Raw genomic sequence first — 15511 nt, 5'->3', positions numbered from 1 at the left:
AATAACCTATGGTTGACAAGCGAAAGCGTGGTCAACCCAGGGGCGTTTGCCGTGAGTGGTAACAACGCTGTAGCCGTTGTACCTTTAATATATTAGCTTTTTATCGTGGCATTCCACACAGAAAACGTACAACACCTAAGGCATTGACCTCCTCACTACACGCATAACCTATGGTAGACTGATGCCAACCTTAGACTGTCAAAGGTGCAACGTCTTCAGCGTTGAACTGCAATCACATTACAAACTACATCATTTTACACAATAAACAACGTCATTTTATGCAACAATTAGCGTCATTTCATCGCATGATTTGCGTCATTTCATTTTATCGTTTATTATGGATAGAATAATGGTTTATGAGATAATAAACCATTACTACATGAGAATCGTTCACTCATTGAGATTGTGTCTGTTTTCAACACCATAGGTTTTGCGCTCTTTATTGCCTAAGATTGACAAGGAATGAGATTGACTTTACAGCGCAAGCCAATCTATTAAATTATTCAAAATAATGATTATTCAATGTACACTTAATTGGTTTCAAGAAAAGAAACCCTTATTTTCGCCATATAATAACAATCATTTTATCCTTTAAACCGCAACATGAAAAAGAGTCTACTCACCCTACTCCTCGCCTCAGCAACAGCAGTTGGCGCAATCGCTCAACCTGCAATAGCAGGCTATCCCTATCAACAGGTGCCGTTTACAAGCGTTAAACTCGCGCCAAACTCATTTTTTGGCGAACGTCTGAAGGCTGCAAAGGAGGTGACAATCCCATTGGCTTTCAGCAAATGTAAAAGCGAACACCGATATGAAAACTTTGAAAAGGCAGCACATCCGAGTGATAAATACGTCGTGCAAAAGTTCATGTTGTTCCCTTTTGACGATACCGATGTCTATAAAACCATTGAGGGTGCCAGCTACATGCTACAGAGTTTTCCCGATAAAAAGCTTGTAAACTATATTGATAGTATACTTACTATTGTAGGTAAAGCACAAGAAAACGATGGCTATCTTTATACAGCTCGCACGATGAATCCAGCCCATCCACACCCTTGGTCGGGTGGAAAAAGGTGGCAGAAAGCAGAGGAATTGAGCCACGAACTCTATAATCTTGGCCACTTACTCGATGCAGCTGTGGCCCACTTTCAAGCCACAGGGTCACGCAAGTTCCTTGACATTGCACGACGATATGCCGATTGTGTAGTGCGTGAAGTGGGGCCAAAGGCGGGCCAATCTTGCGTGGTTCCGGGGCATCAAATAGCCGAAATGGGACTCGCAAAGCTTTATCTTGCAACGGGAGATAAGCGTTATCTCGATGAAGCTAAATTCTTTTTAGACTATAGAGGCAAAACAAACACACGCAACACATACACACAAAGCAACCTGCCCGTAGTCGAACAACGCGAAGCTTGGGGTCATGCTGTGCGAGCAGGATATATGTATGCCGGCATGGCGGATATCGCGGCACTCACTAAAGACAGTGCTTATATCAAGGCTATCGATAGGATTTGGAACAACATTGTAAGCAAAAAATATTATCTTACGGGTGGAGTTGGTGCACGACATGAGGGAGAAGCCTTTGGTGCTGATTACGAACTACCTAACCTTACAGCTTATAACGAGACGTGTGCAGCCATTGCTCAGTGTTATCTTAACCTGAGATTATTCATGCTTCACGGTGATTCTAAATACATAGATTGCTTAGAACGCACGCTATATAATGGCGTTATCAGTGGTATGAGCATTGATGGCGGTCGATTCTTCTACCCTAATCCTCTGTCTTCGGACGGCAAATATAAGTTTAATGCCGATGGAACAACAACACGACAACCATGGTTTGGTTGCGCCTGTTGCCCGAGTAACCTCTGTCGTTTCATTCCTTCTGTTCCGGGATATGTATATGCTGTGCGTGGGAATGACGTCTATGTGAATCTATTTATGGCTGGAGAAGCCGACATAAATGTAGGAGGAAAGCACATGAAACTCGTCACAGAGACAAACTATCCGTGGGATGGCAGGGTATCAATTCGCGTCAAAGAGTGCGGCAACAAAAAGGCTTCGGTGATGATACGCATACCTAATTGGGCGCGAGGTGAGGTCACTCCAGGAGGTCTTTACAGCTTTATCGACAAACAAGAAGAGGGTTGGAGCATTATTGTTAACGGCAAAAAACGCTATCCAGAGACATGGGATAAGGGCTACTTTCGTGTCATAAACGTGCGCAAAGGCGATGTAATCACACTGCAACTCGACATGAAACCACGCATGATTATGGCGGATAATAAGGTTAAAGATGACCGTGGTTGTATTGCTGTTGAACGCGGTCCACTCGTTTATTGCGCCGAAAGTGCAGACAACTTTGGTGCAAATACGAATCAAATCTATGTCAATAAGAAAGCTTCTTTCAAGCTTACAAAAGACTATTCAATAAAGAACACGGAAGCCGATGGAACGATTTTTAAGGTTGATGCCTTGCAAACTGAGGCACAACTATTGACTGACAACAGCGAGGGCAACCTGCAATTAAGGGATATGCAGCTTACCCTTATCCCCTATTATGCCTGGAATCATCGTGGAACGAGCTGCATGAATGTGTGGTTAAAGACTACAGAACTAAAATAAAAAGAGGCATGTGAAAGCATGACCTCAAAGAAAGAGCCTCTGACATTGATTGTTGTCAGAGGCTCTTTTCATCTCTATCATCTTATTTGAGGTGTGGAGTTATGCGTTGTTTTGTAGATTATCACGCTGCTGTTTGTTTGGTTCTGCAACAGGTTTAATCAGCAACGAGGCTGCAATACTAATCACTAAGACAGCCAAAATAATGACAAGTGACCACATCGCGTCTATCTCAACGAATTTATGAATGAGTAGTTTTACACCGATAAATAATAGTAAGACGCTCACACCTAACTTCAAATAGCGGAACTTATCGGCTATAGCGGCCAGGAGAAAGAACATTGCACGCAAGCCAAGTATAGCGAAAATGTTTGAGAAAAAGACTACATAAGGGTCGAGACTAACGGAGAATACCGCAGGAATACTATCGAAAGCGAAGATTAAATCGCTAAACTCTATCACAAGAACGGTAACGAAGAGTGGCGTGATGCAAAGCAACCCTTTTACTCCTTTGCCTACCAGCTCGTAATCATTTCCCTTCTTTATTGCTCGAACAAAGAAGTTATCACCTTCAAATCTTGGGTAAACATGGAAATATTTCGATAGGAATTTCACCATGGGATGATGCTGCACGTCGATGGATTCTTGCTTGTTGCGGTCCCGATACATCTTATATGCACTATAAACTAACACAAAGCCGAAGACTATCAATACCCAATCGAAACGATTGATGATAGCAGCGCCTGCAAAGATAAATACAAAACGCAGTACAATCGCACCCAAAATACCCCAGTTAAGTACGTGTTGATACTCGGTGTTTTTTACTCCAAAAGAAGTAAAAATCATCATCATCACGAAAAGGTTATCAACAGATAACGTCTTCTCTATTAAGTAACCAGAGAGATAAGAGATAGTCATGTAATGACGATATGACTGTAAACTCGCCTCGAAATCATTAGGATTGAGCTTGAGATGTGAGGCATATCGCGATGCAACTCCTTGCAAATCGGCGTAACTATGAATGCCATGTACAAGGTCACCATAGTACCAAAGGAACGCAGAAAAAGCCAAAGCAAGTGTTATCCAGACAAGCGTCCACGTACCAGCTTCCTTGATTGACACGACATGTGCTTTGCGATCAATAACCAACATGTCAAGAATGAGGATGCCAGCAATAAAGACTATGAAGCCAATTAAAAAGAGAATTTCTGTTGAAAACATTATATTGATTTGATTAAACGAATCTTATGATATACTGATATTATAGTCCAAGCAACGCCTTAAACTGGTGTTCTTTCCACAAAGCATAACCCGTCACACCAAAAAAGGCCAGAAACACGAAGACAAGGACAATCTTTTTACCTTGTGGACCAGCCTTTTCTATTGGCATAGTTGCACTTTGAAGCGTTGTAAAAGCAGGCGTAACCTCTTGTACTCTTGCGTAAGCTGCCTGCAAGTTTGCAGCCAAAGAGTTGTATGTATTGAACTGTAACTGCATGTCGTTCTCTAAGTCTTCCTGTTTACTTCGAACGCTTTCAAGAATCAAATCCTGATTACTGTCGCTGAAAGAGCCATAGAGTTGGCGCGCCTTTTCATAGCGGCGCTTCGCTTCTAAGCATAGTTTCTTCGTATTTTCCAAGTCATTTCGCGCCTTATTTGTACGATATTTCGTGATGAATTCTTGTAGTCGTGACTTCACGGAATCAGCCATAGTAGCCGATATTAAGGGGTCTTGATCAGTCACACTAATAGTGATTACGCCCGTCTTATCATCCACATCACAAACCACATTCTTTTGAATGGCCATCATGATTGCTGTTTGTTGCTTTGTCAAACGAAACGTATTAAGCCGCTCTTTCCTTATCGTGTCCTTCCCTGAAAATAGCGTTCGCCACCAAGGTTTCTTCTGATTGTAAAGCAAATAGTCGTAATAACTCATCATATTCTTGCTGTCTTTACGATGCACTTTAATATCAAAGAGACTACCTTTGAAGTCAACCGAGTTCATCAAATCAGGGTAAAGGTTAGGCGTAATGGCATCCATATCCTTGTTGTTACTACCTCCTAACTTCACACCGAAGCTCGAAGCAAGTGAGCTTAATGAGCCTCCTGAGCCTCCATTTAATGAGAGTTCAGGGACTAACATCACTTGACATTCATAATAAGGGGGCAGAGATTTAGTGATAATGGCACCTACAATAACTGCTGCCGGAATCCAAATGGCGTAGGCTTTCCAATGCTTTTTCAATGCCAAAAATAAGGCTTTAAAGTCTATAGAGGCATCTTCCTCTTCCCATTGAGCATTATCTTGTTGACGATTTTCTTCGTTCATACTGGATGAAATGTTTTAAGTGATTTCGTGAATCCTTTTATTTTATCAAGTTACCTATTGTTGCTATCATCGTGGCAAGCGACGCAATACTCGTTCCTATGCTAAGAACATGCGAGAAACTATTACCATTTGACTTCGGCTTACTGGGCACAATAATCTCACATCCGGGTTCAATCTTGTGCTTACCAGCTTCACTTACACGACCATTTTGATAGACAATAAACGTCTTTGAGTGCTTAGCGCGCGTACCAAATCCGCCTGCTTGATTGATGTAATACCTGTAGTTTCGTCCATCTTCATAAGCAACCGTGTTGGGATACATCACATCTCCACTAATCTTCACCGTTCCGTTATAGGTCGGAACGACAAGTTTGTCACCCTCACGAAGCACAAGATCACTGTTCGAACCAGGGTTTTTGAGCGCTTTATCAAGTTCAATTCCAACGTAATATGTTTCTGCTGAGTCGAGAAGATTCGTGTTAACACTGTCTCTTCCCGTTTGATTGTTGACGACACGCATTACTGCTTTCATGCGGATTCGCTCGTCTTCATTAATCTTTCTCTCTATTCTTGCTCCATGAACATAAGCCTCTTGTGTGACTCCTCCAGCCATTTTGACGAGATCACTCAGTCGAGTGTTCTTATTATTCAGCGTATATGTGCCTGCGAAAATCACCTCACCACTTACTGAAACATTTCGTTGTGGCTGATAACCTGGGCTTCTTCGCACATAAACTTCATCGTAAGGGTGGAGTTTAAAGCCATTCGTTCCATCGATAACAAAGCCATCTTTCAGTGTGAAATTATATGTCTTTGCAATCTCGTTTGGTGCAGTTGTTGCCGCAGGGTCAATGATTCGGCGTGACACATCGACTTTAGCTGTCGAGGCAGCATCGGTTAATCCGCCCGCTTGCATAATGAAATCTTCAATCGTTTCGTTATCCGCGTATTGGTAAACTCCAGGGAATTGCACCTCTCCATGAATCGTAATGGTGCGTGCTGTAGTGCGATCACTCTGGGTAGGAATAAAGAGAACGTCTTCGTTTTTCAATGGAATGTCGGCCACACTCCCATCGAGTATGCCCTTAACATCAACCGCAATAACCTCTAATGTGCGGTCTTTTTTCAAACGATGTAACACGGCATGCTCTGTGTAAGCATCTTCTGTAACTCCTTCTGCGTGCAGAATCAGCGAACGAACACTATTGATTTCTTTACCCAACTGATATAATCCTGGACGGAAAACAGCACCTTTTATCTCAATCATATTATCGTAACGATTGAGTATTGAGTCTACACTGATCACATCACCATCGGCAACTCGGAAGTTATTCATTTCGAATTCACCTACATTATAGACTGACTTCTCGCGACCAGTTGACCTTAACAACCTCACCGATTTGCGGTAAGCATTCCCTGCAAAGCCACCTGCATAGCGAATGATTGAAGCCACACTTTCGTTCTTTCTCATTTCATACGTCATGGGACGCTTTACAGATCCGCTCACATCTACTAAGCAATCATAAGGTCCAACAACGATAACATCATTGTCTTGTAGACGGATATTGCCGGTCAATCTGCCATTTAAGATGTAATCATATACATCAACAACTGTCGCCAAACGACCGCTTCTATAAACCTTAATGTTGCGTAATGTTCCCAAACCATTTATTCCTCCTGCCATATAAAGGGCGTGAAAGACGCTTGCAAAGGCACTAATCGTGTAAGTACCCGGCACTTTTACCTCACCCATTACATTGACTATAATCGTTCGAGTCTGCCCTATTGTCGTCTTAATCTGGCTGCTACTATAGCGAGAACCTAAGGTTCGACGTATCTTTGCATTAGCCGCTGCGACAGACATCCCACTTACATAGATTGGACCATAACCCGGAACAGTGACTGTTCCCTCTGGAGAGACGGTCAAAGTCTCGGTCTTTTGCGACGCGCCGAAAATCTCAATAACGACTTGATCGCCTGCTCCTATGGTATAATTTGTAGGAGTTGCGATATTCATATTGGGCTCAAAACTCAATAGTTTGTTGTTAAAGATGTCACGACCAAACACTTTTTTGCCTCCAGGCGATAACACTTCTTCTACATGATTGTCTATGTTTTGCTGCACTTGTGCATATTGTTGAGCCGCAAGTTCTTGCGATGTTTGGTCTAACTTCATATTTCCCGACGTCAGTGTCTGCTGTTGTGAGTCGTTATCCTTACGCAAAACACCACTTGATGTGACTGTTGTTGGCGTGCCATTCTTGGTCTGTAACTGACTCTGATATTGGTCTCTGACTCGTCGAATCTGGTCAATCTGCACGCCACGCTGCATAAGTTTCGTGACGATTTGCCCGTTTGAAGTACCCGCTTTGTGTTCTTTCTGGTAGAATTGCATTACCTGACTATCGCTCATCTGCGCAAAACAGCCTATGCAAATGATAGAGAAGAACACACAAAAGAGAATTCTTTTCATAGCTATATCTTGTATTTTATTTTTCCTTATGCAATAAAAAAAATAGAGTTAACAGACCTATTGAAAGCCCTTCTAACACATCTTCTCAGCTTCTTTGCCAACGATTATCCCATCACAGCATCAACATTAGAAAACGAAAAGACACATTTCCCTCCTATTATATGGTGCAAATTTACAAAAAACAACGATTGATAACGAATTTATTGCTATCAAAATGCAAAATAATTTAAGCCACATCGCCCGTAACCTGTTTTGAATCATTGGCATAACCAGCTGCAACGATATCATACATCAATACAAAAGAGCCTCTGCATGCAAGCCATTCTATCTATCATAAACTTCTTTTGTCACTGCTGTTCATGTAAAACGACCCAGGGTAGACTACGCTTTCGCTCATAAACCTTAATAAATTCATAATATAAAATGACGCAAATCGTCTTGTAATTTGCCGTGTTTTACCGCATGAAATGATACAGATTGTCCATCAATTTGATGCAAATTACATCGAGTTTCAACGTTATTTTAAGGCACATTTGCAACAATTCTCATAACCTTCTGACTATCATTACATTGCAACTTAGCCAAAATCAGCAATAAATTGAACAGAGAGAGCAACGGGGTTAAAATTTACTGATGATGTAAGATGAATTGTAAATATAAATCATCAGATTTAACACATACTCTTATTTGCATTATTACAAGAGATTATTTGAAACAAAAAAAGTGTCTTACAGGGAGACTACAGCCTGCAAGACACGTCATCATGATCGCTATCATGAATTTTATTTCAATTCTATGGAAATGTAATCATTTTGATTTCCGTCTTTCTTCCCGGCGAATTTCACGGCAGCTTTCGAGCCCTTTTTCATGACAATAATATTCTTTATCAGGTTAGGTGCGAGCTTATCTACCTCTATTTTCGTTGCATTCTTACCATTAATGGTATACACAATGTGGTCTTCTTTGCGCGTTTTAATAATAACTACGCCGTTCTTTCCAGCCTCTCCATAAGACAAAGCCTCTTTAGAACCAGGCTTAAACACAGTCACCGAAGCGATATTGGTTGGGTCAATACTTTCCAATCCTGATTTCTTCTCAACACCATCTACGATATATAGCAACTTGTCTTTCTTGATAACAATCTTATATTTGCCTTTATTCGCCCCCTCATCAGTTTGATTTGGGATTTCAATCCTCGTTATATCGACTACTTTATTCGATTTTTTCACACCATCGGCCGTTGTTATCCGATGAACGAAACACTCCGTTCCAGGCTCTATTTTATAATCTAATATCACCTTATCCTTTAGTTGCGAACCATCAAAATTGGTTATTTCCCTCCCATCGATGATATATTTCTCGGTGGTTTCTGACGTTTGTGCACTGCTCGAAGCCATGAAGAGAGCGGCACAAAAGATTGTAATGATAAATCGTTTCATACTATATGTTTTTAAAAATGAACTTCTATTAAAACACGGAGAAAGCCAAATTGCCCCGCTCCTGCTATCAAAGCGCCAGTCCGTTTGCCAGTAGACACCCCGCCATTCCTACTCATCTTCTAATGCAAACAGCTGCATATTGCCATTATTATCACACGGAATTGCTAAGAATTTATAAGGAGTTGCAGTATCAGCTGACACTATCACCGCTGCATTTCCTATCGGTATCATTTCTATTTCCTTATCTTTTTTAAGGGCAATATCGGCTAAATAACGCACTCTGCCTATCATTTCTGGAGTAGAAAGTCGCTCTTTTATCGACTTTTTTACCTGCTTAGGGCTGACATTCTGTTTCGTTTTATATGGAGTTTTAGCCTTTATTGTCCCAAAAATAGAATCATTTTCAATCGCTTTTTGACTCACGGAATCAGGCGAGACAAGTGCCATAGCCTTTCCGGTGGTATGCTTTTCTATCGTCGAAAGCTTAGAAACAACTGCGGTTTGATTGGATTTCAGATAAAAACTAATTGCAAACAGCACCAGGATTGAGGCTGCAATGCCCGAAAAATAAACGATAAGTTTCTTTGATTTCAGTGACTTTCGCCCCTGAATGATCGCTTCATATTCCTCAGAAAGGTCACTTTCGTCCTCTTCTTCAAAGGCAAAAGTATTGCAAATGATGTTGCATAACAGCGCCACCTCACGTTCGTCATCATCCGGTTGATGTGTAGCGAAGTAACCGCTAAGCTCCTTTTCTTCCTCAACAGAAGTCTCTGCATTGAGAAAACGCTGTATTAACGCCATGCGTTCTGCCTTGTTATCTATCGTTGTTTGGTTCATCTCAATCGCTTTAATTGGTCAGTTATTTGTTTGCGGGCAGCCGAAATAGACGTCTTAATGCTTGTTTTCGGTCGGTTAAAAAGCAGTGCAATATCATCTAAAGTCATCCCTTCCACATTACGAAGATAAAGGATTTTACGTGTGGCTTTAGGCAATTGATTAAACAACCGAAGGCCCATTTGCCCCCATTCTGTATCTTCCAACATGGCAGAAGCACTATCAGAAGCCATGAAATCTCGGTCAGAAAGCGACACGTTTCCCTTTCTTTTGAGTTGTCGATAGCGTGAAACGCAATGATTACGTGACATGCGATTAACCCACGCTTCAAGCCTTTCGACCTCGTCAAGTCGGTCACGATAGCGCCACAACAAGATGAGAACTTCCTGTACAACATCGTCAATTTCCTCTTCCATTTGTAGGGAAACAAAAAACCTTCTGACGATACTTTCAATCTCAGGTCTTGCAAGTTGTACTATATGTTCATAGGCCTTTTCGTCCATTTTCTACTGTCTGTTCATATAAATGTATAATCCGCAAAACGAAGCGTTCCGAAAAAATAAAACGAAGCGTTCCGCCTCGTAAAACGAAACGTTCTTTTTTCAGGTCCCCCCCATAATGCAAAACGCCTCAGATTTCTCTGGGGCGTTTTGCTGTTTATTCTTCATTACATTTCAGACATTCAAGTCGAACTTTACATTCTCATCACCATCAAGCAGCAACCTCGTGCGCTCCAAGTTATTCTCGTATATGTGCACATTCCCGAGGTTCAGCGTTATGTTCTTCAGCGGCAGGTCTATCTGCCGTGCCATGAGATAGAGGTGGTATATATCTGCCGGCAGTCCAAGGTTTGCGTCACTGCTTCGCTGATAGGCTGACAAGACCAGTTCGCCCTCGTCTATCTGGAACTGCACCAGGCTCAGGCATGGTGCCTGGTTGCTCTCTGCACCTGTCTCGCCGAGGAACAGCACATAGTTCTTTGAGTTGCGCTTCTCGCGGTTTATCCTCACAATCAACGGCGGCAACTTCTCAAAATAGGTCGGATAACTGTTCACAAGCACGCTCCCACAATAGTCCCACCAGTTGATACCAGCCTCGCGATATTTCTCCACCAGCCGCTCACCTTGCATGAACAGCTGTAGTTCATTCTTCAACTTCTTGCGTGCTATGCCGTGGCTCTCAAATATATCAAGCAGGTCGGCTGGAGACAACGACAGCTGCTCATTGAGCAAATAGCGGATATTGCCTTTCTTATTAGTCTGGATCTTTCCTCGTTCCAAAATCTTTCCCAGTGTCTGATAGTATTTGTTCATCGTTCAAACGGTATTAGAATATAATTCAAGCAACGTCCGTATAGAGCATGATGTCCGTATAGGACGCATTATAATTCATGTGGGCATTGAACTCTCTGCGGTGACAGTTCTCAAAGGGGTTACCGATGAGCTTGTTCTTACCTATCCATTCACAAAGCTCCACTATGGAAGACTTGTTCGAGGTGAAGTAAATGAACCGATGTCCGGAGAGGACGGTCAACACGTCAAGGTAGTCAGATAGCTTCCAGTACATCTTGTAGGTCTTGCTATCCGTACTCAGGTATGGGGGATCGACGAGGAAAACTACACCCGGCACATCCTTGTATCGCTCAAACACCTCTTTATAATCACAAGAGGTAATGGTCAGCCCGTCGAGATAGTCGCTGCAAGACGGATAGTCGGCAGCCTTGATGTTGTTGTACAGTGTCTCTTTCTCAAAGTCGGAGAATTCGGTAGCATACTTCATTGAGAACATTACCGACGAGGACAGCGTTATATAATCGACATATCCGTGGGTACGCTCATGCCTGAGTATGCAGGACAGTACGCGTTCCCGCGCCTCTCCCAATATTGGCTTGTGCCGTGGTACGTCCACGATTTTCCTCAGTTCCGCCAACAGTTCATTCGTCTGCGGAATATGCTCCAGCCGAAGCCTGTAACCGTCGAAATCATTATATACCACGGTGGAGTCCGGTTTTTGGCACTTGGCGATATGTGACAACAATCCACTGCCACCGAACAGGTCCACGAAGGTCGTATTGTCAGGGAACTGCCGGAGTACCTTGATGTACTCCTTGGCAAACATCCGCTTCTGTCCCTGAAAAGGAAGCGGTGCCGAAAGGTATTGTCTTCTCATTGTCTCACTAAATTGGTATGGCAAAGTTCGCTATATTCGGTGAGCCAGAAGAACATTCGTACCAAATCACACTGCAAGCGTTTTGCAGTCGCTTTGAAAGCGCTTGATGAGTCCGTACACCTTGCGTTCGCTTATCGCATACTTTTCAGACAACCGGGCTACGATATACGACACTTTCTCGCCGCGCCCCAGCAGCGTGGTGTAATCGGCGTATAAGTCCACATATTCAGCATCCTCCAGCCTTATACCAGACATTTTGAGCCTATTTATCAGCTCCCTGTTAAATTTCAAGACCTCTATTATCTTCATATTCACAAAATTTTGTATCTTTGCAGTGTCTCACTTATTAAACAACAAAAAGCCCATAAGATGTGGCAGAGGGTATCGGCCCCCGGTCAGCATCTTATGGGTGTGTTGTTTAATAGTAAGTGAGACGACTATTTTAACAGGCCGGGGGCTTTTTAACGCCCTACCCCCGAGGGCAGTCTTCAGAGTTTATTCAATCCGGTATTGTTCCAAATCGAACGCGTCTTTCATCTTCCAGCCGGCATCCAGCGTTTCCAGAATGTAGCGCATGGCTTTCGTATAGAAGTCCGTAAGGTCTTCCATGTTCTCAAATACGCGGTACACCGGCTTTTCGTCGGAACCGAACTTGAACTTCACCGGAAGCGTGGCACCGTCGGACTGTCTGGCAAGGTCATAGGCCGCCTTGTAGTTGAACTGGTTCTCCGTCGACAGCCACACGGTATTGCCCTCGTAACTGAATCCTGAGAGGATAGCCCGATCTGTCTGGTTGTTGTACCAGTCGATGACGGTTTCCTTGATTTCCTCGTCATTTGGTCTATGGTCGAATTCCGTTTCCATGTAGTCTGCGGCTCCATTGCTTTTTTCGTGCACGTCCCAGCGGACGCGCCACTTGTTCCTTGCCGGGCTGACACACTCCATCAGCTTGACACCGGCAGCTCCTTCTACTCTTTGCATGTCTTTTTTTCTAAGTGAATACATACTTGGTCCTGCCTTTCCCGAATGTCTCCGTCTTGATGGTTGTTTCAAACGGGAAGCCGTCCGGCATTTCCTTGATTTGTGCGAGGATATTCTTCATTTCCTCACTGTTGGTAAAGAACTTCTTGGGTTCTCCGTTCTGCTCGATGGCGACGATGCAACGGTCTTCTCCCTGCTCGGTCTTGATGCCCGTCTCAAAATCCTTGACGATGACGGGCAGGTTGACCAGTTCCCTGATACTGACGACGGCTCCGGGAAACATCCTCTTGCCGTCCGGTGGATTGTAGGCCACCTTCAATTCCTTGAATGATCTCATTGTTTTGCCTGTTAATTTATTAAACAACATATTACAGTCAGCGTGTTTTGCCATGCCGTAAAAGCTCGCTATCAATTCACGCCGCCTCTTCCTACTCTTCACCTCGTGCATTTTCCTGGCCATCTTCTGCTTGATGCGCTTGCGCAGCTCCACATGGCCGGCATCGTATATCACATAGCCCAGGAAGTCGATACCTTCACTCACGGGGAACACCCGTTCATTGGGCTTCACCGTCAGGCCTATCTCCTCCATGCACTCATGCACGATGTCATGCACCATCCACAATTCCGCTTTCGATTTACCGAGTACCACGCCGTCATCACAATAGCGGTAGAAATGACGCACGCCGCACCTGTCCTTCAGGTAATGGTCTAAAAATACAGACAACAACAGGTTGCCCAACCCCTGCGAGCTTCTCAGTCCGATACTGATACCCTTCGGCATCATGTGTACGAAACGGTCAAGCAGGACTATGAGCGTCCTGTCCTTGAAGACCCTGTTCACGCAGTACATCACGAAATCCGGTCTCACGCTGTCATAGAACTTGGAGATGTCGAACTTGTAACAGAACCGCGTACCTTCAGGGTCTTCCCGCAAGTCCCTGCGGATATAGTCCAGCAGGTCATGCATACCCCGTTCCTTGATGCTTGCGGAGGTAGTACGGATGAACCGCTTCCGCAGGTGCCTGTCCACAACGTTCATCACGGCATGCACCCCGATACGGTCTTTCATGGGGAGAACCTGGATACGGCGCAGCTTCCCGCTTTCGAGGATTTCCCGCTCACGATAGTCCGTAACATTGAACGTACCGTCCGCAATCTGACGGGACAAGTCCCGTATCACCTCTTCCCTATGCGCAAGGAGCCAGCGGCCCTGGCGGCACCGTTTCCGTTTCATGCCGCGCAAGACCGTATCAAAGGACTCGGACATGTTTCCGTAGTCCACTATCTCCTGTATGATATATCCTTCCCTGCGCATAGTTTTTCCAATTTCGGCTGTTAAGCCTTCAATCCTCAGGCCCGGCTTCTTCGAGACGTTTCCGTCCTACCAAACCCTACCTGTCAAAGTTATTTTTCACCTTTCCGGCATCTGTGGCCGCTTTTGGTGAGGCTCCGTTCCCTCAGCACCGCATCAGGGACACGTCCCCGTCGCTGTACGCTGATTTGGTTTCTTTCGGTTGTTGTCCAGACGCGACCCGATGTTCGTGTTCGAGTTCGAAGCATCGTTATTCGCATGCGAGCACGTAACGCCACCATTCGCATTCGCGTTGTTGTTGCCGCGATAGACCACACGGGACTATGGGAACTTCCGCCATATTACTTTCAGCTACAAAGGTACTCATTTTCAGCGAGGATGTCGAAAAAAATCGCGAACATCGACGGGCTTCGCCCGTATTCCGAAGTCCTCGTTCCTCGGACATGACGCTTTGTCGCTTCGCTCCCGCTTTCCGCCTACGCCACCTCGACAGCCGACTTGAACGCGGCCACGCTTTGCGCCCTAACGATTCTGCCGCGGAAGGCCAGACGCGACCCGATGTCGTGCTCGAGTCGAAGCATCGTAATCGCATGCGAGCACGTAACGCCACCATCGCATTCGCGTAGTCGTAGCCGCGATAGACCACACGGGACTGTGCGCTGCTTGTCCAGTATTTATCAGAGTAATAGGTCGATGAAGAACCGTTTACATTGCCCACCGGGACAACATCCATATATTTCCCATGCGCCACGGCAGTTATCCACCAGTCGCCATTGCTGCCACTTTTGACCATACGAATACTGCCGTCCGGCATCCAAATGCGCCATTTGAAATAATTGTTACTGTCATTCGGCAAATCAACGCCGTCCATCATTTCCCACTTGTGGCCGTAAATATCTTCGTAACCCAGACAGCAGATGTTGTTCACCTGTGTCACTGCTGCACCGCCATACTCGTCTACGCTCCTGTACCAGGCATATTGGTGCACGCCATAGTCCACGATACTATTCGTAACGCCACTGCTGACGCCGCTCGCCTCCGTATAGCCGATAGTGTCCCGCATGCCACGCTCAGCCGTGCCGCCTGTCGTGCGGTTGTTCGTGTGCTGTCCCGCTCCGCACTGTTCCTGAGCGTTCCTACGTCCGTAGCAGGCGAAGAACAGGTTGGCAATGCGTGAGTGCATCAGCGCATCTATCTGTTGCATGCCACGCTGAACACTGTAATAATGAAAGTCCGTCCAAGTCATGCTTGCCGTCGTGCTGCCGCCGGTAATGGCCGCACGCAGTTTGGAACCGATGACCGTAGAGCCGACTACGGCACAGAGATGTTCGTTGTTGGCCACCTGG

12 protein-coding genes and 1 pseudogene are annotated in these 15511 nt (G+C 44.6%); 1 reads left to right on the top strand and 12 read right to left on the bottom strand.

What is annotated here, in order from left to right; genetic code table 11:
- Positions 1-603 precede the first annotated feature (603 nt).
- Positions 604-2625: a glycoside hydrolase family 127 protein gene (locus HMPREF9420_RS10190; protein WP_007135584.1), complete on the top strand. Its 2022-nt coding sequence runs from the start codon at positions 604-606 to the stop codon at positions 2623-2625.
- Positions 2626-2724: 99 nt separating this feature from the next.
- Here the strand turns inward: HMPREF9420_RS10190 and HMPREF9420_RS10185 are convergent, their stop codons facing one another.
- The 12 genes and pseudogenes from HMPREF9420_RS10185 to HMPREF9420_RS10125 form a co-directional block, all read right to left on the bottom strand.
- Entirely contained in the window at positions 2725-3843 is a 1119-nt protein-coding gene (locus HMPREF9420_RS10185) for a TerC/Alx family metal homeostasis membrane protein (RefSeq protein WP_007135583.1), read from the bottom strand.
- Between the two features lie 40 nt (positions 3844-3883).
- On the bottom strand, positions 3884-4954 hold the full coding sequence (locus HMPREF9420_RS10180; RefSeq protein WP_007135582.1) for a GumC domain-containing protein: 1071 nt from the start codon (positions 4952-4954) through the stop codon (positions 3884-3886).
- A gap of 37 nt (positions 4955-4991) precedes the next feature.
- Positions 4992-7427, bottom strand: coding sequence for an SLBB domain-containing protein (locus tag HMPREF9420_RS10175; RefSeq protein WP_007135581.1), 2436 nt, complete (start codon positions 7425-7427; stop codon positions 4992-4994).
- A 782-nt stretch (positions 7428-8209) separates the two neighbouring features.
- Positions 8210-8866 (bottom strand): TonB-dependent receptor plug domain-containing protein, encoded by a 657-nt coding sequence (locus HMPREF9420_RS10165; RefSeq protein WP_007135579.1) that lies wholly within the window; start codon positions 8864-8866, stop codon positions 8210-8212.
- 108 nt (positions 8867-8974) lie between these two features.
- Positions 8975-9706, bottom strand: coding sequence for a hypothetical protein (locus HMPREF9420_RS10160; protein ID WP_007135578.1), 732 nt, complete (start codon positions 9704-9706; stop codon positions 8975-8977).
- Positions 9703-10206 carry an RNA polymerase sigma factor gene (locus HMPREF9420_RS10155; protein ID WP_007135577.1) on the bottom strand — a complete coding sequence of 168 codons (504 nt, stop codon included), beginning with the start codon at positions 10204-10206 and terminating at the stop codon, positions 9703-9705. Before HMPREF9420_RS10155 ends, HMPREF9420_RS10160 begins: the two co-directional genes overlap by 4 nt.
- Positions 10207-10377: 171 nt before the next feature.
- Positions 10378-11016 (bottom strand): thymidylate synthase, encoded by a 639-nt coding sequence (locus HMPREF9420_RS10150; protein WP_007135576.1) that lies wholly within the window; start codon positions 11014-11016, stop codon positions 10378-10380.
- A 25-nt stretch (positions 11017-11041) separates the two neighbouring features.
- Complete coding sequence (locus HMPREF9420_RS10145) at positions 11042-11872, bottom strand: DNA adenine methylase (RefSeq protein WP_044078919.1); 831 nt, start codon at positions 11870-11872, stop codon at positions 11042-11044.
- Between the two features lie 66 nt (positions 11873-11938).
- Positions 11939-12181, bottom strand: coding sequence for a hypothetical protein (locus HMPREF9420_RS10140; RefSeq protein ID WP_007135574.1), 243 nt, complete (start codon positions 12179-12181; stop codon positions 11939-11941).
- A 186-nt stretch (positions 12182-12367) separates the two neighbouring features.
- Entirely contained in the window at positions 12368-12853 is a 486-nt protein-coding gene (locus HMPREF9420_RS10135) for a DUF4376 domain-containing protein (protein ID WP_044079228.1), read from the bottom strand.
- 10 nt (positions 12854-12863) lie between these two features.
- Complete coding sequence (locus HMPREF9420_RS10130; RefSeq protein ID WP_044078918.1) at positions 12864-14168, bottom strand: reverse transcriptase domain-containing protein; 1305 nt, start codon at positions 14166-14168, stop codon at positions 12864-12866.
- A 473-nt stretch (positions 14169-14641) separates the two neighbouring features.
- Positions 14642-15511, bottom strand: a pseudogene (locus tag HMPREF9420_RS10125) (hypothetical protein); the annotation flags it as partial.

This window comes from Segatella salivae DSM 15606, from assembly GCF_000185845.1.
Lineage (GTDB): Bacteria > Bacteroidota > Bacteroidia > Bacteroidales > Bacteroidaceae > Prevotella > Prevotella salivae.
This window is presented reverse-complemented; position numbering and strand designations above follow the sequence as displayed.

What these genes read in the sequence shown, in the direction of transcription:
- HMPREF9420_RS10180 (WP_007135582.1), bottom strand. Translation starts at nt 4,954, where the DNA reads ATGAACGAAGAAAATCGTCAACAAGATAATGCTCAATGGGAAGAGGAA.
- HMPREF9420_RS10150 (WP_007135576.1), bottom strand. Translation starts at nt 11,016, where the DNA reads ATGAACAAATACTATCAGACACTGGGAAAGATTTTGGAACGAGGAAAG.
- HMPREF9420_RS10140 (WP_007135574.1), bottom strand. Translation starts at nt 12,181, where the DNA reads ATGAAGATAATAGAGGTCTTGAAATTTAACAGGGAGCTGATAAATAGG.
- HMPREF9420_RS10175 (WP_007135581.1), bottom strand. Translation starts at nt 7,427, where the DNA reads ATGAAAAGAATTCTCTTTTGTGTGTTCTTCTCTATCATTTGCATAGGC.
- HMPREF9420_RS10130 (WP_044078918.1), bottom strand. Translation starts at nt 14,168, where the DNA reads ATGCGCAGGGAAGGATATATCATACAGGAGATAGTGGACTACGGAAAC.
- HMPREF9420_RS10165 (WP_007135579.1), bottom strand. Translation starts at nt 8,866, where the DNA reads ATGAAACGATTTATCATTACAATCTTTTGTGCCGCTCTCTTCATGGCT.
- HMPREF9420_RS10145 (WP_044078919.1), bottom strand. Translation starts at nt 11,872, where the DNA reads ATGAGAAGACAATACCTTTCGGCACCGCTTCCTTTTCAGGGACAGAAG.
- HMPREF9420_RS10135 (WP_044079228.1), bottom strand. Translation starts at nt 12,853, where the DNA reads ATGCAAAGAGTAGAAGGAGCTGCCGGTGTCAAGCTGATGGAGTGTGTC.
- HMPREF9420_RS10190 (WP_007135584.1), top strand. Translation starts at nt 604, where the DNA reads ATGAAAAAGAGTCTACTCACCCTACTCCTCGCCTCAGCAACAGCAGTT.
- HMPREF9420_RS10160 (WP_007135578.1), bottom strand. Translation starts at nt 9,706, where the DNA reads ATGAACCAAACAACGATAGATAACAAGGCAGAACGCATGGCGTTAATA.
- HMPREF9420_RS10155 (WP_007135577.1), bottom strand. Translation starts at nt 10,206, where the DNA reads ATGGACGAAAAGGCCTATGAACATATAGTACAACTTGCAAGACCTGAG.
- HMPREF9420_RS10185 (WP_007135583.1), bottom strand. Translation starts at nt 3,843, where the DNA reads ATGTTTTCAACAGAAATTCTCTTTTTAATTGGCTTCATAGTCTTTATT.